Annotated in this window: 13 protein-coding genes; 4 read left to right on the top strand and 9 right to left on the bottom strand. The window is 76.2% G+C overall.

Annotation, left to right across the window (positions count from 1 at the left end):
• Window positions 1–72 precede the first annotated feature (72 nt).
• Together ACIPAE_RS35295 and ACIPAE_RS35290 are read left to right on the top strand one after the other, a co-directional pair.
• Window positions 73–4,788 (top strand): amino acid adenylation domain-containing protein, encoded by a 4,716-nt coding sequence (locus ACIPAE_RS35295; protein WP_402450958.1) that lies wholly within the window; start codon window positions 73–75, stop codon window positions 4,786–4,788.
• A 29-nt stretch (window positions 4,789–4,817) separates the two neighbouring features.
• Entirely contained in the window at window positions 4,818–6,161 is a 1,344-nt protein-coding gene (locus ACIPAE_RS35290; protein WP_402450955.1) for a cysteate synthase, read from the top strand.
• Between the two features lie 460 nt (window positions 6,162–6,621).
• Here ACIPAE_RS35290 and ACIPAE_RS35285 read toward each other — a convergent pair whose 3' ends face one another.
• From ACIPAE_RS35285 to lanM, 3 genes are all read right to left on the bottom strand, one after another.
• Entirely contained in the window at window positions 6,622–9,618 is a 2,997-nt protein-coding gene (locus ACIPAE_RS35285) for a helix-turn-helix transcriptional regulator (protein WP_402450952.1), read from the bottom strand.
• Between the two features lie 72 nt (window positions 9,619–9,690).
• Window positions 9,691–9,912 carry a hypothetical protein gene (locus ACIPAE_RS35280; RefSeq protein WP_328472806.1) on the bottom strand — a complete coding sequence of 74 codons (222 nt, stop codon included), beginning with the start codon at window positions 9,910–9,912 and terminating at the stop codon, window positions 9,691–9,693.
• A 34-nt stretch (window positions 9,913–9,946) separates the two neighbouring features.
• Window positions 9,947–13,783, bottom strand: coding sequence for a type 2 lanthipeptide synthetase LanM (gene lanM, locus ACIPAE_RS35275; protein ID WP_402450948.1), 3,837 nt, complete (start codon window positions 13,781–13,783; stop codon window positions 9,947–9,949).
• A 432-nt stretch (window positions 13,784–14,215) separates the two neighbouring features.
• Between lanM and ACIPAE_RS35270 the strand changes: the two genes are divergently transcribed.
• Window positions 14,216–15,631, top strand: a complete 1,416-nt coding sequence (locus ACIPAE_RS35270) for a LuxR C-terminal-related transcriptional regulator (RefSeq protein ID WP_402450945.1) — start codon at window positions 14,216–14,218, stop codon at window positions 15,629–15,631.
• Window positions 15,632–15,928: 297 nt separating this feature from the next.
• Window positions 15,929–18,664, top strand: a complete 2,736-nt coding sequence (locus ACIPAE_RS35265; RefSeq protein WP_402450942.1) for a LuxR C-terminal-related transcriptional regulator — start codon at window positions 15,929–15,931, stop codon at window positions 18,662–18,664.
• A gap of 67 nt (window positions 18,665–18,731) precedes the next feature.
• On the opposite strand, the gene ACIPAE_RS35260 is transcribed toward ACIPAE_RS35265, so the two are convergent.
• The 6 genes from ACIPAE_RS35260 to lanL form a co-directional block, all read right to left on the bottom strand.
• Window positions 18,732–20,477, bottom strand: coding sequence for an ATP-binding cassette domain-containing protein (locus tag ACIPAE_RS35260; RefSeq protein ID WP_402450939.1), 1,746 nt, complete (start codon window positions 20,475–20,477; stop codon window positions 18,732–18,734).
• Window positions 20,467–22,347 carry an ABC transporter ATP-binding protein gene (locus tag ACIPAE_RS35255; RefSeq protein ID WP_402450937.1) on the bottom strand — a complete coding sequence of 627 codons (1,881 nt, stop codon included), beginning with the start codon at window positions 22,345–22,347 and terminating at the stop codon, window positions 20,467–20,469. Before ACIPAE_RS35255 ends, ACIPAE_RS35260 begins: the two co-directional genes overlap by 11 nt.
• A 119-nt stretch (window positions 22,348–22,466) precedes the next feature.
• The gene (locus ACIPAE_RS35250) at window positions 22,467–22,586 is read right to left on the bottom strand and encodes an ALQxL family class IV lanthipeptide (RefSeq protein WP_329361883.1); all 120 of its coding nucleotides are present in this window, start codon (window positions 22,584–22,586) and stop codon (window positions 22,467–22,469) included.
• A 13-nt stretch (window positions 22,587–22,599) separates the two neighbouring features.
• Window positions 22,600–22,719 carry an ALQxL family class IV lanthipeptide gene (locus ACIPAE_RS35245; protein WP_329361881.1) on the bottom strand — a complete coding sequence of 40 codons (120 nt, stop codon included), beginning with the start codon at window positions 22,717–22,719 and terminating at the stop codon, window positions 22,600–22,602.
• Window positions 22,720–22,745: 26 nt separating this feature from the next.
• Window positions 22,746–22,874, bottom strand: a complete 129-nt coding sequence (locus ACIPAE_RS35240) for an ALQxL family class IV lanthipeptide (protein WP_328472820.1) — start codon at window positions 22,872–22,874, stop codon at window positions 22,746–22,748.
• A 79-nt stretch (window positions 22,875–22,953) separates the two neighbouring features.
• Window positions 22,954–25,803, bottom strand: coding sequence for a class IV lanthionine synthetase LanL (gene lanL, locus ACIPAE_RS35235; RefSeq protein WP_402450932.1), 2,850 nt, complete (start codon window positions 25,801–25,803; stop codon window positions 22,954–22,956).
• Window positions 25,804–26,391: the final 588 nt, after the last annotated feature.

The raw sequence follows: 26,391 nt of genomic DNA, 5'->3' as shown, positions 1-26,391 counted from the left end.
AAGCTGGATCGTGGGGCGTTGCCGGTTCCGGATTACGGGTCGGGGTCGGGTCGTGGTGGTGGTCGGGGTCCGGTGTCGGTGCGGGAGGAGATCCTGTCCTCGGCTTTCGCCCAGGTGCTGGGGGTGCAACGGGTCGGCGTCGACGACGACTTCTTCGACCTCGGCGGACACTCCCTGCTCGCCGTGGCGCTCGTGGAACGGCTGCGGACCCGGGGCATCTCGGTCGACGTCCGCACCCTGTTCGCGGCGCCCACCGTGGCCCGGCTGGCCGCAGCCGAGGTCCGCGACGAGGTCGTGGTGCCACCGTGCCTGATTCCGGCGCAGGCGACGGCGATCACCCCCCGGATGGTGCCCTTCGCCGGGCTGACCGCCCGCCAGCTGGCCGACGCGGTGGCCGGTGTGCCCGGCGGCGCCGCGAACGTGGCGGACGTCTACCCGCTGGCCCCGTTGCAGGAAGGGCTCTTCTTCCACCACCGGCTGGCGGCCCGGGACGGCCACGACCCCTACCTTCTCCACCAGGTCCTGAGGTTCGACTCCCGGGCCCGCCTCGACGCCTTCGTGGCCGCCTGGCAGCACGTCGTCGACCGGCACGACGTGCTGCGCACCGCCCTCGCCTGGCAGGGCCTGCCCCACCCGGTGCAGGTGGTGCACCGGCACGCCGCGATCCAGGTGACCGAGGTCGAGGCCGGCCCGGCGGCCGGCGACGACGCGGCGCGCCTGCTGGCCGAGGCCGCCGGGACCGCCCTGGACCTGGGCCGTGCCCCGCTGATGGACGCGCACATCACGGCGGAGCCGGCCGGCGGCCGGTGGATCATGGTGCTGCGGATGCACCACATCATCCAGGACCACACCGCGCTTGAGGTGATGCTGGACGAGGTACGGGAGGTGCTCGCCGGACGCCAGGACGCGCTGCCCGCACCGCTGCCCTACCGCGCCTTCGTCGCGCAGGCCCGGCTCGGCACCCCGAGCAAGGAGCACGAGGCGCACTTCGCGGCACTCCTCGGCGACGTCACCGAGCCTACCGCGCCGTTCGGCGTGGAGCGGGCCCGAGGGGACGTCGGCGCCGTCAGCGAGGCCCGGGGCGCGGTGGACGACGCACTCGCGGCCCGGGTGCGGGAGCAGGCCCGCCGGCACGGCGTCAGTCCCGCGACGGTCTTCCACGTCATCTGGGCACGCACGCTGGCCGCCGTCTCGGGACGCGACGACGTCGTGTTCGGCACCGTGCTCTTCGGCCGGATGCGGGCCGGCGCCGGAGCCGACCGGGTCCCCGGCCTGTTCATCAACACCCTGCCGGTAAGGGCCCGAGTCCGGGGCGTGACGGTGGCCGAAGCGGTCGGCGCCATGCGGGCCCAACTCGCCGACCTGCTCGTCCACGAGCACGCGCCCCTCGCGGTGGCCCAGCGCGCCAGCGGCGTCGCCGCACCGGCACCGCTGTTCACCGCCCTCTTCAACTACCGCCACAGCGACGCCCGCCGCCAGGTCGGCGGGCTCTTCGACGGCGTCGAGGTCCTCTCGGCGAAGGGGCGGACCAACTACCCCCTCTCGGTGGCCGTGGACGACCTCGGTACGGGGTTCGTGGTCGTCGCGCAGGCGGCGGAGCCGATCGACCCCGACTGCGTGCGCACCCTGTTCCTGACCGCGGCCGAGGGGGTGGTGTCCGCCCTGGAGACCGACCCCGGCACCCCGCTGGGCCGGGTTCCGGTCCTGGGCGGGGCCGAGCGGCACCGGGTCCTGGTGGAGTGGAACGACACGGCCCGCGAGGTGCCCGCCGCCACCGTGCCGGAACTCGTCGACGAGCAGGCCGCCCGTACCCCCGGCGCCGTCGCGGTGGTGTCGGAGGACGCCCGGCTGACGTACACCGAACTCCAGGAGCGCTCGAACGCGCTGGCCCGATTGCTCCTCGCCCGGGGAGTGCGGCCCGAGTCGCGGGTGGCGGTGGTCATGAACCGCTCCGCCGCGCTGGTCGTCGCCTACCTGGCGGTGCTCAAGGCCGGCGGCGCCTACGTGCCCGTCGACCCGGCGTACCCGGCGGAGCGGATCGCGAGCACGACCGCCGACGCCGGGGTGGTCGCCGTCCTCACCCACACGTCGGTGGCGGACCGGCTGGAGGCAGCGCTTCCCGAGGGGCCCGGGGCGCCGCCGCGGATCGTCCTGGGCACGCCCGGGGTCCGCGCCGCGCTGGCCGCCGCGGGCACGCACGCGCTCACCGACACCGAGCGCCGGAGCCGGCCGCGGCCGGAGCACCCCGCGTACGTGATCTACACCTCCGGCTCCACCGGCCGTCCCAAGGGCGTGGTGGTCGAACACCGGTCGGTGGTCGCCTACCTGGCCCGGGAACGCGCGGTGCACGGCGACGTGGCGGGCGGCACCGCACTGCTCCACGCCTCGATCTCGTTCGACGCGACGGTGACCGCGCTGTACGTCCCGCTGGTCTCCGGCGGGGCGGTACGGCTGGCGGACCTGGACGAGGAGGTGGTCTTCGGACCGCGGCCGTCGTACATGAAGGTGACCCCCTCGCACCTGCCCCTGCTGGCGGCGCTGCCGCCCGGGGCGTCCCCGTCGGGCACGCTGATCGTGGGCGGGGAGGCGCTGACCGGCGAGGCGCTCGACCCGTGGCGGCGCCGCCACCCGGACGCCGTCGTGGTCAACGCCTACGGCCCCACCGAGGTGACGGTGAACTGCCTCGACCACCGGATGGCGCCCGGCACCCCGACACCGCGGGGAGCGGTGCCGGTCGGACGCCCCTACTGGAACACCCGGGTGTACGTGCTCGACGCGTGGCTGCGCCCCGTCCCACCCGGTGTGCCCGGCGAGTTGTACGTCGCGGGGGCCCATGTGGCGCGCGGCTATCTCGGCCGGGCCGCGCTGACGGCCGAGCGCTTCGTCGCCGACCCCCACCGGTCCGGGGAGCGGATGTACCGCACCGGCGACGTGGTGAGGTGGAGCCCCGAGGGGCTGGTGGAATTCGTCGGCCGGGCCGACCACCAGGTCAAGATCCGCGGCTTCCGGATCGAGCCGGTCGAGATCGAGGCGGCCCTCCTCGCCGACGACCGGGTCTCCCGGGCTGTGGTGGTGGTGCGGGAGGACACGCCCGGGGACAAGCGCCTGACCGGCTACGTCGTCCCGGCCGCCCCCGGCGCGGACGTCAGCGCCGCGGAGCTGCGGGCGGCCGTCGCCGACCGGCTGCCGGCCCATATGGTGCCCGCCGCCGTGGTCGTGCTGGACGCGCTGCCGCTCACGGCGAACGGGAAGCTGGACCGGCGGGCCCTGCCCGTGCCCGCGTACCCGGCCGACGTGACCGGCCGGGAGCCGCGGTCGCGGCGCGAGGCGGAACTGTGCGCGCTGTTCGCCGAGGTGCTCGGCGTCGAGCGGGTCGGCATCGACGACAGCTTCTTCGTCCTCGGGGGCCACTCGCTGCTCGCCACCCGGCTGGTCGGGATCGTCAACGAGCGCCTGGCCGCGGCCCTTTCGCTGAAGGTGATCTTCGACCACGACACCGTCGCCGCGCTCGCGCCGTTGCTGGACGAGGCCCCGGCGGCCGGGGCGACGAGCCTGCCCGCCGCCGCGGACCGGCTGATCGCCGACGTCCACCTCGACCCCGCCGTCACCGCCGAGGGGCACACGCCCCGGGTGCCGGACGGGCGGGCCCCGCGCAGCGTCCTCCTCACCGGCGCCACCGGGTTCCTCGGCGCGTTCATCCTGCGCGAGGTGCTGGACCGCACGGCAGCGGACGTCTTCTGCCTGGTGCGCGCGGCCGATCCGGGGCAGGCCCTGAAGCGGGTCCACCGGACCCTGGACGGGTACGGACTGTGGGAGGAGCGGTTCGCGGGGCGGATCGTCCCCGTCCCGGGGGACCTGGAGCGGCCCCTCCTGGGACTGCCGCCGGAGCGCTTCGACCGGCTCGCGCGCCAGGTCGAGGCGGTCTTCCACAACGGCGCCCGGGTCAACCTCACCGAACCGTACGCGCGGCTGAGGAAGGCCAACGTGCTGGCGGTACGCGAGATCTGCCGGCTGGCGGCCCTGCACCGGGTGAAGCCGGTGCACTACGTCTCCACGCTCAGCACCGCCATCGCGGGCCCCGGCGACCCCGACGTCCTGCCCGAGGCATGGCGCAGCGACCCGGCCCTGCTGGAGTTCAGCGGCTACGCGGCGAGCAAGTGGGTCGCGGAGGGCATCCTCCGCCTCGCGCACGAACGGGGCATCCCGACCGCGGTCCACCGCCCGGCGCACGTCAGCGGCGACTCCCGCAGCAGCGTGGTGAGCGGCGACGACGCGCTCTGGCACTTCGTCAGGGCCTGCGTCGAGCTGGGCGCACGCCCGGCCACGGAGGTCGACTTCCAGGCGAACCTGGTCCCGGTGGACTTCGTGGCCAAGGCGTTCACCCATCTCGCGCTCGGCGGGCGGGCGGACGGCACGGTCTACAACATCGCCGCCCCGGCCGCGATCGGGACCGGGACCGTGCTGGACCGGGTGGCCGCCCTCGGCTATCGCCTGGAGCCCGTCCCGTACGACGCGTGGCGGCAGCGGCTCGCGGACGCGGCGGCCAGGACGTCCGTCTCCGAACGGACGTCGCTGCACGCCGCCCTGCTGCTGGACAGCGCTCCGCGGCCCGCCACCGGGGCGTACCGGCTCCGGGCCGACCGGCGCAACCTCCTGCGGGGGCTGGCCGGAACCCCGCTCGTCGGGGCCCCCGTCGGGTCCGCGCTGCTGCACCAGTACCTCACGTACTTCATCGAGACGGGCTTCCTGCCGAGGCCGCCGGAGGACGCCCACGAGAGCGGTGCGTGATGCCGACCGCCCGAGGAGAGGGAACACCCGTGAGCGCGAAGGACGTTGTCCGCAACAGCACGGTCCCGACGCACACCGCACGCCACTACGACCTGGTCTGCCGGGCCTGCGGCCACACCATGGCCGACGACGGACTCACCCTGCGCTGCCCGCGGAGCCACCCGCCGGCGCTGCTGCGCACCCGCTACCACGACCGGGAACTCGCGGTGAGCCCCGCGGCCGACGGCCTGTACCGCTACCGGCGCTGGCTGCCGGTCGTCCGCACCCTTCCCGGGGCGGGCCGGACGGTCGTCTACCGCGGCGAGGAGTCGGGGCGCGCGCTCGGCCTCGACGACCTGTGGATCGCGTTCAACGGCTACTGGCCGGAACGCGGCGCCGACCTGCGGACCGGCACGTTCAAGGAACTCGAGGCGTACGCCGTCTTCGGCCGGCTGCCCGAGCGTCCCCCGGTCCTCGTGGTGCCGTCCGTCGGCAACACCGCCGCCGCGTTCGCCTCCGTGTTCTCCAGGACCGGGGTGGAGTGCCTGCTCGTGGTGCCGGACAGCGGACTGCACCGGTTCGCCGCGGTCCCCGACCTCGCGCCGACCGTCCGGCTGGTGTCGATCGCGGGCGGCGACTACGACGACGCCATCGAACTGGCCGAACGGGTCTCGGCGTTACCCGGGTTCCGGGCCGTGGGCGGGGCGTGGAACGTCGCCCGGCGCGACGGCCTCGCCACGGTCCTGCTGTCCGCGGTCGAGGCGATGGGCACGCTGCCGGAGGTCTACGTCCAGGCCGTCGGCAGCGCGGTCGGGGCGATCGCGGTCCACGAGGCGGCCACCCGGCTGATCGCCTCCGGCCACTACGGCCCGGCGACACCGCGGCTGCTGATCTGCCAGAACGAGGGCGTCGCACCGGTGCACCGGCTGTGGCACGAAGGCGCCGCGGCCCGCGGCCCGGTGGACAAGCGGCAGCGCCGCGCCGCGACCGGCCGGGTGTACGCGGACGAACTCGTCAACCAGCACCCGCCGTACGCCCTCACCGGAGGCATCGAGGAGGCGCTGCGCACGAGCGGCGGTGACGTCCTGCACTGCCCCGGCGAGGCGGCCCGCGCGGCCGCCGAACTCTTCGCGCGGACCGAGGGGATCGACATCGAACCCGCGGCGGCGGTGGCCCTCGCCTGCCTGGGCCGATCCGTGCGGGAAGGCCGCGTGCCCAGGGGCGCCCGCGTCCTGTTGAACATCACCGGCGGTGGCCGCGCCCGGCTGTCCGCCGCGACACGCGACGGCCTCGCCCCCCGGCCGGTCCTGCGCCTTGACCCCGCCACGCTCGAATCCCCCGGCACCCTCCAGCGGGTCCGGGAGCTGTTCCCGGCGGCGGAGGCGTCCGCCTGAGCGCGCGGCAGGCCGCCCGGCCCCACGCCGCGCGAGCGGACGCGACATGTCCACGATGGGCGATACGAGTGGCCGTGGCGAGAGATTCCGCGGGCGCGGCGGGGAGCCGCCGGTGGCCGAGGTCCCCGCGGCGCGTCTCCTTCCACGCCGAGGCAGGGAAGCGAGAGAGAGAGCGGGACGGACGATGACGGATCAGCACGCGACGGGCCCGTACCCCTTGCGCGGCACGGGCGTTGCCCCGCTCGGAGCCGCGGTGGCCGGCCCGGCGCTGCTGCCTGGCAACGAGGGCTGCCGGAGGAGTGCGCCACCTTCGATCTGATGACGCCGGTCCGGCCGGCGGTGGCGGTCGGCGCGAGGGGAGGGGCCGACGCCCCGACCGGGTCGGCCGCCGCTTGACCCGCGCCCCGCGCTCGTACGCCCCGTGCTCGTACGCCTCGCGCGCGTACGCTTCGCGGCCGGCTCAGTGGAGCTGCGTGATGAGTTCGGTCGCGTAGTCGCACAGGGCCGAGCGGTGCGGCCGGCCGGTCTTGGCGAGCAGCTTGGCGACGTGCTTCTCCACCGTCCGCGGGGAGATGTACAGCCGCTCGGCGATCTCCTGGTTCCCCAGGCGCGGCGCGAGCAGCAAGAACACCTCGTACTCGCGTGCGGTCAGCCCCTGGCGTCGCAGCTGGGTCGGTACGCCGGGCGTTCCGTCCCGCCGCTGCCGGACGGTCGCGCCCGCCCGGCGCAGCAGGTCGCGGCAGCTGTTGGCCACGGCCGGCACGCCCGCGCTGTAGAAGTACTCCTCGGCGTCGCGCAGCCAGCCCACCGGGTCACCCCAGCGGTCGGCCAGCGCCACCGGCGCCACCAGCCGCTGGCCGAGCCGGCGGGCCATCAGGAACGGCTCGCCCGCTTCCTGCGCCTGCGCCACCGCGGCCTCGGCCGCCGCTCCGCGGCCGGCCCGGCCCTCGTGCACCGCGAACGCGAGCCGTTCGAACTGCCGGTTCCAGGGAAGCGCCGCGGAGGGGTCGGCGACGATCTCCGCGTGCTCCTCGGGGCCGGCCTGCCCGGTCAGCGCGCGCAGCAGCGGCCGCAGTCCGTAGCGGCCGTTGAGGTAGTGCACGGAAGGGTTGCCCTGCTCCCAGGCGAACGCCTCGTCGAGTTCGCGCAGCGCCCGCTCCTGGTCCTCCTCCAGCAGCGCGCAGATGGCGCGGCTGCCGAACGCCTGCGGCGACTGGAGCGACTGCTCACCGCCCCAGCGGCGGAACTCGGCCAGCTCCCGTTCCATCTGCCGGCGCCGCCCCTGGTGGGCGGCGAGCGCCACACGGGTGAGCAGGACGAACTGGTGGTTGTCGGCGTCCCGCAGCCGCGCGGTGCCCTCGGCGCAGCGGTCGGCCAGCTCCTGGGCCCCGGCGTAGTCGCCGCGCAGGACCTGCTGCATGGCCATGGCGGCCTCGGCCCGGTACATCAGTGCCAGCGCGCCGTGGCCGAGCGCCGCCCGGTGGGCCCGCTCCAGGCGGGCGGAGGAGCCGGTGCGCATGAAGTCGTTGACGCCCAGCCACATCAGGGTGTCGAGCTGCCACGCGGTCAGCCGGTGCTCGTTGGCCAGCACGAGGCACTTCTCCAGGTACGTGTCGGACTGCTCGAAGCCGTGCCGGCGGGCCAGCACGGCGAGTAACTGCCATGCCTGGCAGGCGATCTCCGGCAGCCCGGCGCGCTCCGCGCCGTCCGCGGCCTGCCGGGCCAGCCGTTCCGCCTCGTGGGTGCGGTCGCCGCCGCTCTCCCGCACGCCGGAGAGGATCAGATGGGCCTCGACCATCTTGACCGCCGGCCCCAGCGCGGCGCCGGCGGACGGGCCGTCGCCGTCGGGAACCAGCCGGAGCAGTTGGCGGACCTGGCGCACCCGCCCCGCGGCGTCCTCGAACCGCGCGGCCGTCACGGCCGCCCAGGCGATCCGGGCCTGCAAGGTGGCGGCCCGGACCGCGTCCAGCGCGCCAGGACCGGCCTCCGGCAGCTCGTCGGCCAGGGCGCAGGCCCGGTCCAGCTGGCCGTTCTCCACCAGCGTGTACACCAACTGCTCGACCAGCGGCGCCCGTTCGGCGGCCTGGTCGGCCCCGGGCAGCAGGTCGAGGGCCCGTTCGAGCAGTGACACGGCGGAGTTGACGGCGCCGCTGTCCAGTGCGGACCGGCCGGCCTCCGCGAAGCGCAGCGCGGCGGCCCGGGCGTCCCCGGCCGCCTGCCGCAGGGCGGCGACCAGGACGCACCACTCACCGGGCAGCCCGGGGTGCGCGCGTTCGATCGCGTCGGCGCCCCGGGCCGCGATCGCGGCGCGTTCCGCGGGCACCAGCGCGGCGACGAGAGCCTCGGCGGTGAGCGTGTGCCGGAACTCGTACCAGTCGCCCACCGGACGGCTGGGCGAGATGAGGTGGGCGTCCATGCCGGCTCGCAGATGGACCAGCAGGTCGCGGTCCGGCAGCCCGCTGACCGCCTGCAGGACCGCCAGCGAGAACCGCCGGCCGAGCACGGCGGCGCTGTTGAGCAGGGCCCGCCCGTCCGGGCTGAGCCGGGCGGAGCGCTGGGAGACGCTGTGCACGACGGTCCGGGGGACATCGATGTCCAGATCGCCGCAGACCTGCCAGCCGCCGGCCGGCCCGCGGCGCAGCACGTCGGCGCTGATCATGCCGCTGAGCAGTTCCTCGACGACGAACGGGTTGCCGTCGGCGTCCCGGGCGAGCCGGTCGACCACCTCCTGGGGCAGCCCGACCGCCGCGTCGTGCGGCGGCGGTCCGGTGGCCGCGAGGGCCGCTTCGGCCATCACCCGGACCTCCTCGCCGGTCAGCGGGCGCGGTTCGGCGAGGACCGCGGACCGGCGCTGGGCGACCTGCCGGGCCAACTGCTCGGCCGGTCCTGGCTCCGGGCGGAGGGTGGCCAGCAGGAAGATCGGCTGCCCCCGGAGGTTGTCGCACAGGTACTCGATGAGGGCGAGGGTCTCGGTGTCGGCGTCGTGCAGGTCCTCCAGGACCAGCAGGCAGCCCGGGTGCCGGTGCTGCGTCAGGTCCCGTCCGATGGTGACCAGCAGCCGCAGCATCGCCTCGGCCGTCTCCACCGGCGAGGCCGGCGCGCCTGGGTGCCCGGTGGCGCGCCACTCGGGCAGCAGGCCGCCCAACGCCGAACGGTACGGGGCGAGTTCGGCGTCCTCGGGCAGGCCGCCGAGCCGGACGAACGACAGCAGGGCCTCGGCGATCGGGCGGAAGGGCGCGGCGGCGCCGCTGGCGGCCCCGGACCGGCCGCGCAGCACCGCCAGGCCGCGGGTGAACGCGCGGAACGCGCACTCCGCGGCCAGGCGCGACTTGCCGATCCCGGCCTCGCCGAGCAGGAACACCGCCCGGCCGTCCCCTTCACGGGCAGCGGCGAGACTCGCGTCGAGCACGGCGAGTTCAGCGCCGCGCCCGATCACCGTTGGTGATGTGATGAGCACCAACGGAGGGTATCTCCGGCTCTGATCATCTGCCAGGGGCGGGGGGAACGCTCGTCGGTTCCTCCGGTGCGGTCAGTAACCCCCGGGGTCGCACATGGAGGTGAAGGTCAGGGAGTAGGTGGGAAACACGGTGGAGGGCTCCTCCTCCATCGTGGCCAGGCCGGCCAGCAACTGGGCGCGGCGGCCGACGACCGCACCCGTGCCCAGGCGGATGGCGCCCGCTGGGTGGGCGACGACGGCCCCGTTCCGGGCAGCGGGGTTCTTCCACACGTTGACGAGGGCGTTGTCGCTCATCGGATGCTCTCCTTCGAAGGGCCGGGGTGGGCGGTCACGAGGCCGGCGACTGCAACAGCAGTACCGAGGGAACACGGGAAGCGAAGCCGAGCTGCAGCAACGCGTGCCCGATGCCGGCCAGGCCGGTCAGCAGCCCCGGGCTGCTGACGGAGTCGGGTGTCCCGCAGCGCGGGCCGAACCGGTCCAGCGCGGCCAGCAGCGCGGCCGCGCGGGGCAGGGCCGCGCCGGGCCGGGCACGGCCCGCGCGGGACGCGGCGAGGAGGAGGTCGAGGGCTCCCGCCTCGCCGTGGCAGAGGCTGTGGTCGCCCGCGGTCGGCGCGGCGGCGCGCGCGACCACGAGATCCAGCAGCGCGGCCAGCTCGGGGACGTCCGCGGCGGCCGCGCTGTCGGCGATCGCCAGCGCGGTGCCCGAGAGTTCGTCGCACCAGCCGGTCCCGACCGGGGCCGTCGCGCACCGGCCCGCCGCCGTACGCAGCGCGGCCAGGCCGGCCGCCGCGTATGCGGCTCCGCCGCCGGTCGCGGTGTGCCCGGGTCCGCCGCCGGGTGCCGCGTATCCGGGTCCGCCGCCCGAAGTCGCGTGTCCGGGCTGGCCGTTGGCTCCCGCGTGTCCGGGCTGGCTGCCGGTCGTGGTGTGTCCGGGTGTGCTGCCGGTTGCGGTGTGCCAGAGTCCGTTAGCCGGTGTCGCGTGTTCGGGCTGGCCGTTGGCTCCCGCGTGTCCGGGCTGGCTGCCGGTCGTGGTGTGTCCGGGTGTGCCGCTGGTCGTGGTGTGCCAGGGTCCGCTGGCCGGTGTCGCGCGGCCGGGTCCACTCCCGGTCGCCGTGGACCCGTGTTCGCTGCCGAGTGTCGCGTGTTCGGGCTGGCCGTTGGCTCCCGCGTGTCCGGGCTGGCTGCCGGTCGTGGTGTGTCCGGGTGTGCCGCCGGTGGCGGTGTGCCAGGGTCCGCTGCCAAGTGCCGCGTGGTCGGGTCCACTCCCGGTTGCCGTGGACCCGTGTTCACTGCCGGGTGCCGCGTATCCGGGTCCGCCGCCCGGAGTCGCGTGTCCGGGTGTGCCGCTGGTCGCGGTGTGCCAGGGTCCGCTGGCCGGTGTCGCGTGTTCGGGCTGGCCGTTGGCTCCCGCGTGTCCGGGCTGGCTGCCGGTCGTGGTGTGTCCGGGTGTGCCGCTGGTCGCGGTGTGCCAGGGTCCGCCGCCCGGTGTCGCGTGGCCGGGCCGGCCGTTGGCCCCCGCGTGTCCGGGCTGGCCGCCGCCAGGTGCAGCGTGTCCGGGTCCGCCGTGGATCGCCGCGTGTCCGGGCGCGTCGCCGGCTGCCGCGAACCGCAGCAGCGCCCAACCGACGCCGGCGGCCCCGGTGCTGAAACCACCGGTCGGCAGGGCGTCGGGTGCGTGGGCGGCGAGACGGTCGGCGCAGGCCCGCGCGACGCGGCCCGCCGCCGCAGACCCGGTGGCCCGCTGCACGGCGACCATCGCCGCCAGGCAGCCGGCGTCGCCGTCGAGGACCCCGGGCTGCGGGCTCGCACCGGCCGCGGCCGCGGCCAGGTCGACCGTCGCGGCGGCCCAGCCGGCGATCTCCGCGTCGTCCAACAAGGTGGCGAGCCGGCTGAGCGCGTAGGCGATCCCGCCAAGGCCCGCGAAACCCGCGCCGATGGCGGGCAGGTCGGCCGGCCGCTCGGCCAGCGCGGCGAGCAGGCCCGGCAGCGGGGCCAGCGCGCGCCGCGCGACCGAGGTGTACCGCTCGGTGCCGGTGAGGTCGGCGAGCTCCGCCAGGAAGAGCGCGGTGCCGCAGTAGCCGTGCGGCAGTCCGGCGCCCAGCGGCTGGACCGCCCAGATCCGGTCGTCCAGGGGCTCCAGGCCCAGCCAGTTGACCCGCCGGCCGTCGTCCTGGGCGCTGGCCAGGATGCGGTCGGCTATGCCGCAGGCGGTCGCCAGCAGCCGCTCGGCGTCGGGCACGGTGGCGGCCGGCGGGCCGGGCGGCGCGACGGCGGCGCGCGGTCCGCCGTCGCGGCGCCGGGTCGCGAGCGTGGCGCGGATCATCCACTCCTGGTCGAAGCGGTCGGTCTCGCCCATCGCCGCGATCCGGCGCTCGGCCCGGGCCAGGCCGCACTCGGTGACCAGGCCGTCGACCGTCAGCGGGCCGACCGCCAGTTCCGTCGTACCGGGGGAGCAGGCGGCCACGGGGACGTCCCCCGCCCACAGTTCGGCCAGCTCGGCGCCGACCAGCGCGCGCAGCCCCGGGCCGCCGGCCGATTCGCGCCACAGCGTGTCGAGGAGCCGGTCCCGGTCGAGCGCGTCGCGCAGGACGTCGGGATGAGTGGACTCGTCCAGCAGGACCGCGTACGAGCGGGTGGGACGGACCACCGCCCGCGTCACATCGTGCGTGAAGCGGGCCAGCAGGCCGCCGGGGCCGGTGAGTTCCGTACGGTGGCCGGCGATCACGTCGTAGCCCGCCCGGAAGCCGGCGACGAGGGAATCCACGTGGAGGGCGGGGTCGGCTTCGGCGTCGCGCAGCAGCGGCCGGTTGGCCGAGCCGCGGAACACCCCCACGGTCCGGACCAGTTGCATCTCGTCCGTCCCGGGCGCCGACCAGCCGGTCACCTCGCCGGGCAGCGGGGTGTCCCGGTCACCGCCGAGACCGGAGACGTCCAGCACGCCGTGCTCGCCGACCAGGAAGAACGGCAGCAGCGCGGTCCGCGCGACCGACGCCGTCAGCACCGCCTGCGCCGGGTCGCCGCCCGCGGGCCCGGACAGGTCCGGGTGGAAGAGCGTCTCCAGGTCGACCAGGACGGGCTGGTCGGCGCAGGCGATCAGGTTCTCGAAGTGCATGTCGGTGGCGCCGAGCGCGTGGATCAGGGCCAGCAGCGCGCCGAGCCGCCAGTAGAACCGGCCCACCTCGGCCGGGCCCGCGCACGGTGCGGCCGCGGCGTACTCGACCCAGCCGTAGCCCGAGCGTTCGAGCACGGCCAGATCGCGCAGATCCAGGCCGTCCAGGCGGGAGTTGAGCCAGCGGACGGTGTCGTTGAAGTGCCCGTGCACGGTGACCGGGCGGGGCTTGAACACCACCCGGGCGCCGTGTTCGAAGGACAGTACGGCGACCGCCCGTCCGCCCTGGTGGCGGTCGCCGGCGCTCATGTCCACCTGGACCAGCAGGCCGGGGTCGACGCCGCCGAGGAGACCTTCGACCACTGCGGTCCGGTCGGCGACCAGGCGCCGCAGCAACTCGGTCCAGGCCGCCACAGCCTGATCGCAGGTCTGCGCCAGCAGCCGTGCCAGGACCGGGTACTCGGCGACCAGGGCGCGCAGTCCCGCCCGGGCCGAGGTCTGCCGGACGAAGTCGTGGAACCGGCCTTCCGGAGTGCTGCCGCGCAGCCGCTCGCGCACTCTCAGGACGTTGAGTTCGAGCACCAGGGTCCGCCGGGCGAGCTGCACGAGCGCCCGGCCCAACCCGTCGGTGAAGCAGCCGCGGAGCGCCTCCTGGTCGGTCAGCTCCGCGAGGCCGTACCGTTCGACCGCCCGCAGCAGCCGCGTGGCCGCCGTCTCGGTGAACGGCGCGAGCACCGTGGCGAAGCCCGCCGACCACGAGCCGCCGGCCGGCAGCGGCGGGTCGAGCGGAGCGCAGGCCAGCGCGTCCTCGACCGTGCCGACCCAGCCGGGCCTCTCGATCCGGCCGGCCAGGGCCGCGGGCTCCTCGGCGAGCAAGGCGCGCAGGCCGTCCTCGTCCAGCCCCCGGTCCGCCAGCCGGGCCCGCAGCAGCGCGGGCGAGGAGTAGTCGGACCGCCAACTCTCCGCCAGGCTGGGGGTGCCGGCGGATATCGGGGGCGGCGGCAGCCGCTCGGCCAAGGCCACGCCGCCGGTCCACCACGTCTGCGGATCGATCACGCCCGCGATCCTGCCATCGATGGCCCGCACCTCCTATGGGGGACGGCCCCCATATTCCGGTGCGGGCGGGGGCCGTGACCGGTGGGCGCGGTGGAATGCGGGGGGCGGTCCCCATAGGAAGCCGGTACCCGGCAGGCGACGCTCGATCCATCACGACGACGGCTCGGCACGGCCGAGCAGCACGGGTGCGGGCGGGCACGTTTCCGGTCCGGCCGCACCCGGCACCGCACCCGTGCCGACGCGGGTGCGGCCGTGCCCGGACGGCGGTGGTGCGGGTCGCGCAGGGCTCCTGCGGACCTCCGAGAGCGGGACACCGGATCGAGGTGGTGCCAGGTATGCGTGCAACGTCCGTTACCGCCCGCGCATTCATCTCAGCCGACCGCCCCGGCGCCGTAGCCGTCGGCACGTACCCGAACTCCGTGGAGGCACGCCATGCGCGATGACCAAGCCCGCGAGCAGCCGGCGCAGAGCCCCGACACCGTTCAGGCCCCCGCGGCGAGCCGCGCGTCCACCGCTGCCTCCGCGGCGGACGACCTCCGGCCCGGCGCCGCGGGCCGCGGCCCGCGGCCGGCCGGCGCGGCCGCGCCCGCTCTCCCTCGCCGGTCTCCGGCCGCCGGCGCCGCGAGCCGGCGCCTCGCGGCGCAGCGGCCCCACCGGACGGTCCTGACCTACCAGCGGGCCGTCCGGCACGGGACGCCGGGAGCGCGGGAGCGGGCCCGGCTGGAGGCGGTGCGGCTGCTCGGCGGCCACCCCGCGACACGGTCGGACGACGCGGCGCGCCTGGAGGCCGCGGTCGCCGAGGCGAGCGCCGTCGCGGCGGTGATCGAGGCCCCCCGCAGGCAACTCCTGCTGGCGGTGGACGCGTTGTTCCGCGGCCGCTTCTCCCAGGCGGCCGCGCTGGTGGACACGGCGTGGGTGGACATCGAGCGGCTGGGGCTCCTGGGCCTCGGAAGCCACGCGCTGGCCGTGCAGGCGCTGATCCACGCCCACCAGGGCCGGCGGGACGCGCTGGCCGACGCCTCGGCGCGCTTCGACGCCTGGCGCGGGGACCGCGAGGACGAGGTGCCGATCGTGCGGGGACTCGGCCACGCGGTCTGCGAGTTGCTGCACGGCGCCGGCGAAGCCGCACGGGCCCTCCTGCACCAGCTCCACGCCGGAGACGGCGACCGCGCGGGGAGCGGCGAGCACTCCGACACCCACCACCTGTGCGGCCCGTACGGCCTCACCCTGCTGCTGGACTGCGTGGACGGCTCGGCGGGCCGGCGCGACCATGCGGCGATCTCCGCCCACCCGGCCGGCCGGCTGCCGTGGAACGCGTTCTTCGTCCACCTCGCCGACGCCGTGCTGGCCGGCCGCGAAGGCGATGCCCGCGCCGCGGAGAGCGCGCTCAGGCAGGCGTGCGCGGTCGCGGCGAGCTATCCGCCGGCGCGCCACCTCGGCCTGGGGCTGGTCGCCCGCACGGCTGCCCGTGACGGCTGGGGCGAGCCGGTCCGCTGGCTCCAGGAGGCCGAACTCTTCTACGCCGCGCACGGGATACAGCCCGCCGCCCGGCACTGCCGCAGCCAGTTGCGCGACCTCGGCGAGCGGGTGCGGCAGCGCCGGCACGGCAGCGCCGACGTGCCCGAGCGGCTGTGGCGCCTCGGCGTGACCGTGCGCGAGTTCGAGGTGCTCACCCGGCTCGGCCGCCGCCACACCAACCGCGAGATCGCGGCCGCGCTCCACCTGTCGCACCGCACGGTGGAACGGCACGTGGCCAACCTCCTGGAGAAGACGCAGGCGGCCAACCGCCGGGAGTTGGCCGCACTCCTGACACCGGAGCCCAGGGACCCGGTCGGCGCGTACGGGTGAGCACCGCCCGTGCGAGCCAGATCGCGGTCCGCCGCTGCCCGGCCCGGCGGCGAAGACCCGCCCCCCGCGCGCCCGCCGGCGACCGCGCGGGCGCGCCCGGGGGGAGGCGCCGCCGCGGAGACGCCGCCTCGCCCGCCGACGGCCGCGGACACCCGGCCCGGAGCGGCGAACCCGGCACGACCGCCGGGGAACAGGCCGAACACGGAGCTGGGGAACAGGCCGTACACGGAGCCGGGGAACAGGCTGTACACGGAGCCGGGGAACAGGCTGTACACGGAGAGGATCGCGCCACCCACGATGAGACGTACAGCGACTCACACCCCGGTGAGCGTCGAGGAGTTGGTCGGCGCCTGCCTCGACGGCGCGTCCCTGCTGGTGGAGATCGCCGGTGAACCCGGCAGCGGCAGGACCCGGCTGCTCGGTGAACTCGCGGCCGGCGCGCGTCGTGGCGGGCTGCTGGTGGCGCACGGCCTCCAGGTCGTCCGGGCATCGCCGGGCCGCGGCGTGGTGCGCTGCCTGGACGACCTCGACCGGGCCGGCCCCGAGACGGCGCGACCGCTGCGGCGCCTGCTGGCCGAGCGCCCGTCCGTGCCGACCGTGATCACGTACACGGTGTCGACCGGCCAGCCGCCGATCTGGCTGGTGTCCTGCCTCGCCGCGGCCAGCGACAGCTACCGGACCCACCGGATTCCGGTCGGGCCGCTGACCCCGGAGGATTTCGCCGCCCAACTGCCCCCTGGCACCGGCCCGATGCGTGAGGGGCTGCTGTACGAGCTGAGCGGCGGCGTCCCGGGCTGGCTCGGCGTGCTGAGCCACCTCACGTCGCCTCAGTTGCGGGAGCTGGCGACCGCCGACCACCCGCCGGGCACCGTCCCGCTGCCCGCCAACTGCCCTCCGCTGCGCGCCCTCGACGGGCTCGCCCCTGAGCAGATCGAGGTGGTCCGCTGCGCGGCCGTGCTCGGCGATCCGTTCGCCCCCGCGCTGGTGGCGGCCGTCGCCGACCGCGCGACGCACGCGGTGCTGAGCGTGCTCGACGACCTGGTGGCACGCGACCTGATCCGCGCGGTCGACGGTGGCGCGCCGCTGTTCCGCTTCCGCCATCCGCTGCTGCGCACGCTGCTGTACGCCAGAACGCCCCCGGGCCGGCGCATCACCGCACACACGCGAGCCGCGGAAGCGCTGGACCGGGTCGGTGCGCCCCTCGTGCAGCGCGCGCCGCATCTGGCCCGGTCCGCCGAGCAGGGCGACCGGCGGACCGCGTGCCTGCTGGCCCGCGCGGCGCGAAACGTGCTGGACACCCGGCCGGCCACCGCGGCGTCCTGGCTGCGCGCCGCCCTGCGCATCCTGCCCGACGACGACGCCGCCGACCCTGACGGCCCAGGTGACCCCGAAGGCATCAGGCCCGCCGAGCGTTTCCGTATAGCGGCGCTGCTGTACCACGCGGCCGAACGCACCGGGCAGTACGCCGAGTGCCGTCGCCTCCTGCCCGCCCTGCTGGAGGCCGCGGGGAACGACGCCACGCCCGCGACCTGTCCCGGGGACCTGCTCGACAGGACCCTGATCGTGGACCTGCACACCCGGCTGGAGTCCGACCTGGGGCGCCGCCGCCTCGCACGGGCGCTGCTGGACGCCGAGTTGGCGGCAGACCCGCGGCCCGGCGCCCGCGGCGAGCGCGTCCTGCTCCTGCGGAAGGCCGCGATGGCCGCGGCCGAGGGGGACCTGCCGGCCACCCGCCGCCACGTCCACCAGGCGCTTCGGCACGCCGACCGCGCTCCCGACGTGCTGCGCGTGGACGCCGCGGCCACGCTCGCCCTGGCGGGGGCGATGGCCGGCGATCCACCCCGGCCGGCCGGGACCGACGGCGCCGACGGCATCCTGGACGCCGTCCGGATGGCCGACGCGCTCGGCGACCCCGAACTGGCCGGCAGGCTCGATGCCGTGGCCCGCCTGGGCTGGGCCCTCAACCTCGCGGAGCGGCACGGCGACGCGCTCCGGCTGCTCACCCGGGCACTGGGAATCGCCCGCCGTACGGGGCGCGTTGCCGCGTTGCCGCCGCTGCTGCTCGGCCGCGGCTACGGGCATGCCGCGCTCGGCGGCCTGTCCGCCGCGCTGCGCGACACCCGCGAGGCGGAGGAGACCGCGCTGCTGCTCGGCGACGGTGAACGGGCCGGCTGGGCGCGGGTGCTGCGCGCGTGGACCACCTTGTGGTGCGAGGGCCCGGACGGCGCGGCGGATCTCGCTGATCACGTGCTGCGGCAGCACCCGGGCCCTGGGGCGCTGGGGGAGGCGGCGGCCGGCGTGCTCGGGTGGGCCCGGCTGGCCCAGGGGCGGCCCGGGGAGTGCCTTGCGCTGGTACTGCCGGCCGCACGCGGTACGGATCGGCCGCCGGTGGCCGGAGTGCGGGTGCTGTGGTGGTCGGCGGCGACCGCGGCGGCCTCGGACCTGGGCGCGGCCGGCGCCCGGGAGTACGCCACCCGGGCCGCACAGGGGGCAACCGCCTTTCCCACGGCCGGAGCACGGGCCGAGGCCCTGCGCGCGCAGGCCCTGCACACGCCGGACGAGGCCGCCGTACGGTCGCTCTCCGCCGCCGTGGAGCTGTCGGCCGCGGCCGGCCTCGCGGTCCTGGAGTGCCGGGTCCGCCTCGAACTGGCCCAGCGGCTGGTCGCGGTGGGCCGGCTGGAGGACGCCGCCACCGAGGCGGGACGGGCGAAGGAGCGGGCCGACCGGATGGGCGCCCGCTGGCTGCGCGGGGTCGCCGTCGACACCCAGCGCAGGATCGGGGCCAGCCGGCCGCGCCGGACATCCGCGCGGCAGGGCCCCCGGAGCCGGGAGGGCGAGGTGCTGTCGGCACGGGAGGAGCAGATCCTCGACATGGTCTGCCGGGGGATGTCCAACCGGGAGGTGGCCGGCGCGCTGTTCGTCTCCGTCAAGACCGTGGAGGCGCATCTGACCCGGATCTTCCGCAAGACCGGCGCCCGTTCGCGGGCCTCCCTGGTGGCCGCCTTCGCTCCGGTGCGGCCGGTTCGGGTGTGACGGCGTCGGGTTCAGCGGTTCGGCGGCGGGCCGGTGCGGGGTCGCGGGGCCTGTACCGGATGCCGTGTTAGGGGACGGGGGTCGGGAGGGGTGCGTTCCAGTGGCCGACCAGGGTGGCGTATCCCGGGTGTGTGGCGAGTAGTTCGGCGTGTGTGCCGTACGCGTGGCCGTCCGCGTCCAGGATCAGTACCCGGGCGGCCCGGGCGGCACTGCTCAACCGGTGGGCGACCACCACGAGCGTGCCCGGGCGGCGGGCGAAGGCCGCCTCCACGGCGGCCTCGGCGGCGGGGTCGAGGTGGCAGGTGGCCTCGTCCAGGATCACCAGGCGGGCGGGGGAGGCGTACACCCGGGCCAGCGCGATCAGTTGGCGCTCCCCGCTGGACAGCGTGCTCGCCGGGTCGGCGAGTTCGGCGTCGTAGCCGCCGAGCCGGGCCGGCAGCGGGCCCAGACCGACCGCCGCGGCGGCCCGGTCCAGCGTGTCGTCGGAGGAGTCCGGCGAGAGGTAGGCGATGTTCTCCCGCAGCGTGCCGGGAAAGACGTACGCCTCCTGCGGCACCAGGGCGACCGAAGCCGCGCGCTCGGCCTCGGGCAGCGCGGCGATCGCCCGCCCGCCCAGCGTGACCCGGCCCGCGTCCGGCTGCCCGATCCCGGCCAGCAGCCCGGCGAGCGTGGACTTGCCCACGCCGCTGGGCCCGACCAGGGCGAGATGGCCGGCGTCGGGGACGGTGAAGGAGACGTCGCGCAGGACGGGGGCGGCGTGCGGACCGTAGGCGAAGGTGAGCCCGTGCACGGCGAGTTCCGCGTCGCCGTCGCCCGCGGGACCCTCCGCCGGCGCGGGCGGGTCGGGCCGGGCGGAGGTGGCGGCCAGCCGGGCGGCCAGCACGCGGAGCTGGCTCCAGAAGCCGGCCACCGAGCCGGTCATCTGCTGGAGCGCCGGGATCAGGTACGCGGTGACGTAGCTGACCGCGCCGATCACGGCCCCCGGCGACACCGTCCCGTGGCGCACCAGGGACGGCCCGGCGAGCAGCAGGCCCAGGACCGGGAGTTGGCCGCCGATCAGGATCACCGGGACGCGGAGCGCGTTCGCCCAGGCCACGGTGGTCGCCGCCCCGGCCGAGGCGGCGGCCGCCCGCTGCACCTCGGCCAGCGCCTCGCGGCGGGCCCCGAGGGCGGCCACGTCGCGCGCCGCCCCGACCACCGAGCCGGTGGCGGCGGCCACCCGCTCCTCCGCGAGCAGGAAGGCGGCCCGGCGCCGGGTGAGGGTGCGCATCGCCGGGACGAAGGCCGCCACGGCCGCCAGCAGCGGCACCGCGACCACGACCGCCATCCGCAGGTCGAGGGAGGCCAGGCCGAGCAGCGCGGCCAGCAGGTTCACCGCCAGCGGCAGCGCCGTCCGCAGCAGCGCGGAGACCGTGCCGCGCACCGCGTCCACCTGGCTGCTCAACCGGGTCACCCCGGCGGCGTCGGGCCCGGCCCCGGGCAGTCCCTCGTGGACGGCCCGGCGCAGCGCCCCGCGCACCACCCGGCGCACCAGCTCGTCCCGCATCGGCTCGACGATCGCGGCCAGCGGGTCGAACACCGCCCGCTGGGCCGCCGCGCGTACGCCGTACAGTGCGGCGATCCCGGCCAGCCAGCCGATCCCGACCATCGGCCGGCCGGCCAGGAAGCCGTGGTCGAGGGCCGTGGCCAGCATGCGGCCGGAGGCCAGCGCGGGCGCCGCCTGGACGGCCGACCAGCCCAACGCCCGCACCAGCGACCGCCGGGAGCCGGCCGTCGCCTCCCGCAGCAGCCGCAGCCCCGGGTCAGATCCCACGATGTCCGGCATACCGCTCCCCGCCCTTCTCCTCGCCCGTGCCGTGATGCACGGCGTCCTCCGGCCCCGGGGTGCCGTGTTCGGCTCCATCCGCGGCGAACACCGCCCGGTACGCCGGGTCGCGCCACAGCTCGGCGTGCGTGCCGCGGGCCCGGACCCGGCCGCCGTCCAGCCAGACCACCTGGTCGCAGCGGGCGGCCGTGGCCACCCGGTGGGCCACCACGATCCGGGTGCGCCCGGCGAGCGCGCCGGTGACCGCCGCGCTCACCTCGGACTCGGTGACGGTGTCCAGGCCCGAGGTGGCGTCGTCCAGCACGTAGACCCGGGCCGAGCGGGCCAGGGTGCGGGCCAGACCGAGCCGTTGGCGTTCGCCGCCCGACAGGGGCACCCGCTCCATCGGGGTGTCGTAGCCGTCGGGCAGCCGCCGGACGAATCCGTCCGCGGCGGCGGCCCGCGCGGCCTCCCGCACGGTGTCCCGCGACAGCCCGGGCCGCCCGTAGCCGATGGTCTCGCGCACGGTGCCGCCGAGCAGGGCGGGCCGTTCGAAGGCGTAGGTGACCGCGGACCGCAGCGGGTCCTCCGCCAACTCCCGCACCGGGCGGCCGTCGAGCAGCACCTCGCCCTCGTCCGGGTCCGCGAGCCGGCCGGGCAGCCCGGCGAGCACGCTCTTGCCCGAGGCCGTGCGGCCGACCAGCGCCACGCAGGCGCCGGCCGGGATGTCCAGGTCGATCCGGTCCAGCACCGGCGCGCCGGTCGGGCGCTCGGCAGCCGAGTCCCCGGTCGGCCGCTGCGCACCCTCCGCCGCGGCGGCCAGGACGGTGACCCCGCGGAAGGACACCGCGCCCGCCCCCGGACCGGGGGCCCCGGTCCCGTAGCGGACACCCGGGTGCGCGAAGGTCCCGGCGAGGCGGCCCGCGGCGGCGCGCGCCTGGGCGAGGGTGAAGAACACGTCGACCTGCTGCACCGCGGGGAAGGCGAGTTGGAGGTATCCGGCCACCGCCACCAACTCCCCGGGCGAGAGCCGCCCGTCCGCGACGCCGAGGCCCGCCACCGCGAGCACCAGCGCCTCGGTGAGCGAGAGCAGCAGGCCGAACTGCCAGACGGTGCCCTTCTGCAACCGCCACATCCGGTACCCGGCCGCGGACACCTCCCGCAGTGGCGCGAGCACCCGGGTCACCTCGCGGTCCAGCGTCCCGGAGGCCCGGATGGTCCGGGCCCCGGAGAGCGCGGCCAGCAGCCGCACGGCGATACGCGACTGGGCGGCCAGATAGCCGCTCTGGACCCGTGTCACCCGGCTCACGAAGCGGCGGGTGATCAGCACCGTCAGCGGGACGACCACCAGGAACGCGAGCCCGCAGCGCCAGTCCAGCCACCACAGGGCGACCAGCGCCGCGGCCGAACCGGTCACCGTCACACCCCATTCGGCCACCGCGACGGGCAGCGCCCCGGCCTGCTGGGCGGCCTGGGTGACCTGGGTGACCGCCTCGCCGGCCGGCACCGGCGAGCGCCCGCCCAGGCCGAGCAGATGGCCGACCGTGCGCAGTTGCAGCCAGCGGGTCCCGTACGCGGCGCAGGACACGCCGAGCGGTGCCATCAGCGTGTCGCCGACCGCGCCGGCCGTGGTCACCGCGCCCCAGGCCAGCGCCGGGCCGACGCCGCTTCGGCCGTGCAGCACCGCGTTCACCGCGGCGGCCAGCAGGGCGGGCAGGGCCAGCGCGGCGGAGATGCGCAGCACCATCAGGGCGACCAGCAGGGACAGCCGTCCGCCGGTGTGCCGGACGGCCCCGGCCAGCAACCGGCCCGCGCCCTGCGGGCGGTCGCCGCTGCCCGGCCCCGGCACCGCCTCCGGCCCCGGTTCGTTCCTTGTCACGTGATCGCCTCTCTTCCCCTCGCCGTGCGGGCGTCCCCCGGGTACGCGGGAGGGGCGCCGGAACAGGTCCGGCACCCCTCCCGCTGCTGTCGACCGGTCTCCGTGACGGGCCGGAGCCGTCAGCCGGTGACCTTGCAGGTGTACGTACAGCTGTCGAAGGTGCAGGTCACGGCGCACTGCATCGCGTCGGTGTCCTGGTCCTCGGGCAGGGCCTGCAGAGCGTCGAGGTCGAGCTCCATCGGTCTGCCCGGACTATTCGGTGAGGGTGCAGGTGGCGGGGCAGGAGTAGGTGCTGCACGTCCAGGTGCACTCCATCTCCGTGGTGTCGTCGCCGCCGGGGAGCAGTTCCAGCGCGTCGATGTCTGAGTTCATGGCTTTCTCCTTCTGGGTGGTGGCGCTCAGTTGGTGGAGGTACAGGTCTCTCCGCCGCAGGTCTGGCCGTAGCCGCAGGTGACGGTGCACAGCATCTGCGTGGTCGGCTCCTGCTCGGCCGGCAGGGCCTGCAGGGCGTCGATGTCGATGTCCATGGGTTCCTCCTCTCGGGGTGGCGTGGTGTGCGGGGTGGCCGCGTGCCGTCGCGGGCACGCGGGCGGGTTCCCTCCGCGGTCAGGGGCGGTCCGCCATCCAGGGGCGCGGGCCGCCGTGGTCGAGCCGCAGGAGGAAGCTGATGACGCCGGCGGTTCCGGTCTGGTAGCCGGCGGTGAAGGCGCTCGCGCCCTCGTCCGGGACGAGGCGCAGGCCCCCCACGACCGCGTGCCGTGCGTACAGCACCGTGGCCAGGTCCTCGGCCCAGGCGCGGTAGGGACCCTCCGGCCGGGCCGCCGCGAGGTCGAGCAGGAACTCGCCGTCCCCGGCGAGGCCGTGGCAGACGGCGGTGGGGGAGGTCCAGGCGGCGGCGCGGACCGACTGGGCCGCTTCCTGCGCGAGCCGGAGGTGGCGTTCCTCGCCGGTGGCCTGCCCCAGCCGCAGCAGGAAGGTGCCGACGCCGGAGGAGCCGCTGCACCAGTGGTAGATCAGTCCGGTGCCGGGCTTCTCGTCCAGGTCGGAGCGCCAGCGGGCGCCGACCTGGCCGCGTTCGGCCTCGGCCGCCAGGGTGTCGCCGGCCATGACCGCCAGGTCCAGGGCGGACCGCTGTCCGGTCGCGTCGGCCGCGGCCAGCAGGAACGCGCCGATCCCGGCGACGCCGTGCGCGAACCCGAGGTGCCGGATGCCCGCCAGCTTGGAGTCGAAGTCCGGGGGCACCTGCCAGACCACCCGGTCCGCGGTGCGGTCGGCGGCGGCGACCAGCGCGTCGGCGCACCGCGCGACCCGTTCCAGGAACTCCCGCCGCCCGGTGGCCTGCCAGAACTTGAGGTGGGCGAGCCCGGAGCCGGCCGCCCCGTGGCAGATGTCCGGGTTGGGCCACACCACCGGGAGCGAGAGCGCCAGGTCGGTGGCGTGCGCGGCGAGCGTGTCGTCGCCGAGGTGCCGGGCGGCGTCGTACAGGGCCCAGGCGGTGCCGGCGCGGCCGAAGTAGAGGCCGGGCAGCAGTTGCGGCACCTCCGTACGGCGCCGGTCGATCCAGGCCGCGACGCGCCGGACGGCGACCCGCAACTCCTCCCGGTCCAGCGCCCGGTCGGCCCGCACCAGGGTGCCCAGCACGCCGGCCGCGCCGTACTGCACGTTGCACGGGTCGGTGCCGTCGCCGAACGCGCTGCCGGACCAGAGGCGTTGGGCCGGGCCCTCGGGGTCGGCCATGCCCCTCAGCAGGTGGGTGAGGCCGTCGTCCACCAGCCCGGCCCGGATCTCGCGGCCCGCGGTGGGGCGGTCGGGTCGGCCGCCGCGCGACCAGACCGGGACCGGCACGGTCTCCGTCTCGGCCGCGTCTCCCGCGGTCTCCGCGGTGGTCGGCCCGGCGTCAGTCGCCGCACCAGCGGCTGCCTCGGTCACCTCGGCTGCCCCGGTCGCCCGGGCTGTCCCGGCTGCCGCGTCCGCGAGGAACCCGGCCAGCCGGGCCGACGTCCAGCGGTCCTCCGGGCGTTCGGCCATCAGGCCGAGGATCGCCGGGGTGAGCAGCCGGGCGGCCGGACGCTCCTCACCGAGCAGGGAGAGCACCAGGGCGATGCGCTCGCCTGCCGTGCGGCCGGCGGGGGCGTACGGTCTGTGCGAGCCGTGCGCGCCCTGCGGGTCGTCCGAGCTGTCCGAGCTGTCCGAGCTGTCCGGGGCGAAGGACGGCGGTATCCCGGTGGCCAGGAAGTACAGCACGCCGCCGAGGGCGTAGCGGTCGACCTCCGTCCCGAACGCGGGCCCGACCCGCGGCTCCGCGGTCTGCTCGGGCGCGCCGAACCCGGGGGTGTGCACGCGCAGGATACGGGTGCCGGGGGTGGTGGCCCACTCCGCGTCGATCAGCACCAGCCGGTCCTCCGGCGTGACCATGATGTTGTTCGGCGTGAAGTCCTGGTAGACGACGCCGCGTCGGTGCACCTCGTCGAGCAGCGCACGCAGCTTCTCCGCCAGCGCCAGCACCTGCGGGACGGGGATGAACCCGGGCTCGGCTCGCCGGTCGGTGACCCAGGAGGCGAGCGCCTGCCCGGGCACCAGGCTCTGCACCAGGAAGGCGTGGCCGTCCTCCTCGAAGAGGTCGACCAGCTCGGTGCAGAGCCCGGTGAGCGCGGTGAGGTTGGCGGCCTCCCGGCGCAGGCAGGCCCGGGCGTCCTCGCCGGTCACGTTCACCGCCACGTGCGCGCGGGCCTGCTTGACGATGACCTCGGCCCCGGTGCGCTGGTCCAGTGCCCGGTACACCCCGCCGCGGGCCGAGTGCCGGATCGCCTCCCGCACGACGAACCGGTCCGCCAGCAGCACCGGTTTGGCGCTCTGCGCGGTGGCCGGACGTCCCGGGCCGCCGGGGAACGGCAACTCCGCCCAGGGCGGCGGGCTGAACCACGCCTTGCGGTGGTCGTCCACCAGCGTCCCGTCCGGGGCCCGCAGGCGTACGTCGAAGGAGCCGTCGTTGCCCAGCACCCGTACGCCGTGGAAGCCGCCGTAGCGGTAGTGCACCAGGCCGCCCTTGCGGTAGGGGCGGTCGGAGAGGATGGCCGGGCCGGGCAGCCCGGCGGTCGCGTCGTCCAACCGGGCGGCGAGTTCCCGCAGTTGGTCGTCGTCCCGCGGATACGCGGTGATGATCTTGCCGCACTGGGCGCGGTCGTGGTTGCCGGAGGTCATCTCCTCCACGGTCTGCAGGTCCCGGGCGGTCTTGAAGGCGCATCCGGCCCGGACCAGTACCCCGGCGGCCCGGTGCAGGACCTCCGGCGCGGACAGCCGGGTCGCCGAGAGGTGCAGCTTCCACCCCTGCACCCGGGGTTCGTGCTGCGGAGGAGTCACCCGGCACCAGACGCCGTCCTCTTCGACCTGCCAGTCTTCCTCGTCCAGCGCGGTGAGCACGGAGCGCACCACGTCCCGCAGAGAAAATGTGAGCAAGAGGACCCACTCCCAACGCCCGGCTGACGGAGCCGGACGCCCGGCTCGCGAACGGGTCCACTCTCGCCGCGGCCGGCGGCGCCGAGCATTGGGGGAATCCCTATGCTCGGCGCCGCCGGCGGCCCCGGGTGCAGGCCGTCAGCGTCGGGCCGTCAGTGTCAGACCGTCAGCGTCAGGCCGTCAGTTCACGGACCCACCGCTCGGGCCCGGTTCCCGCGGCAGGGCGATCCCGCCGGCACTGGCGAACGGCCGGCCTTCGGTCGCCGACGTGGCGGTGAGCCCCCGCCCCTGACGGCCGCGACGATGCGTCCGACCCGGCATCGGGCCAGGTCGGACGCGTCCTGCGGCTTTGGCCGCGGTGCCGGGCACCGCTGCCCGCAATGGGCCGATACCGGCCGCGGCGAATTCCTTCCGGCCGGTCCGAGATGCCGAGTATCCAAGGGCTCCTGCCCCTTTCCGTGAATGGCCGCACCGGCAGCCATTCCTGGCGGCACAAGGGCGCGCCTGAGCGCGGGGGAAGCCGAGCCGTCCCTCTTCTGGACATGGGATGACCTGCTAGTATCCCGGCGGGAGCAGGGGAAGGCGTGG

The organism is Streptomyces sp. NPDC087270, assembly GCF_044744625.1.
Taxonomy (GTDB): Bacteria; Actinomycetota; Actinomycetes; order Streptomycetales; family Streptomycetaceae; genus Actinacidiphila.
This window is presented reverse-complemented; position numbering and strand designations above follow the sequence as displayed.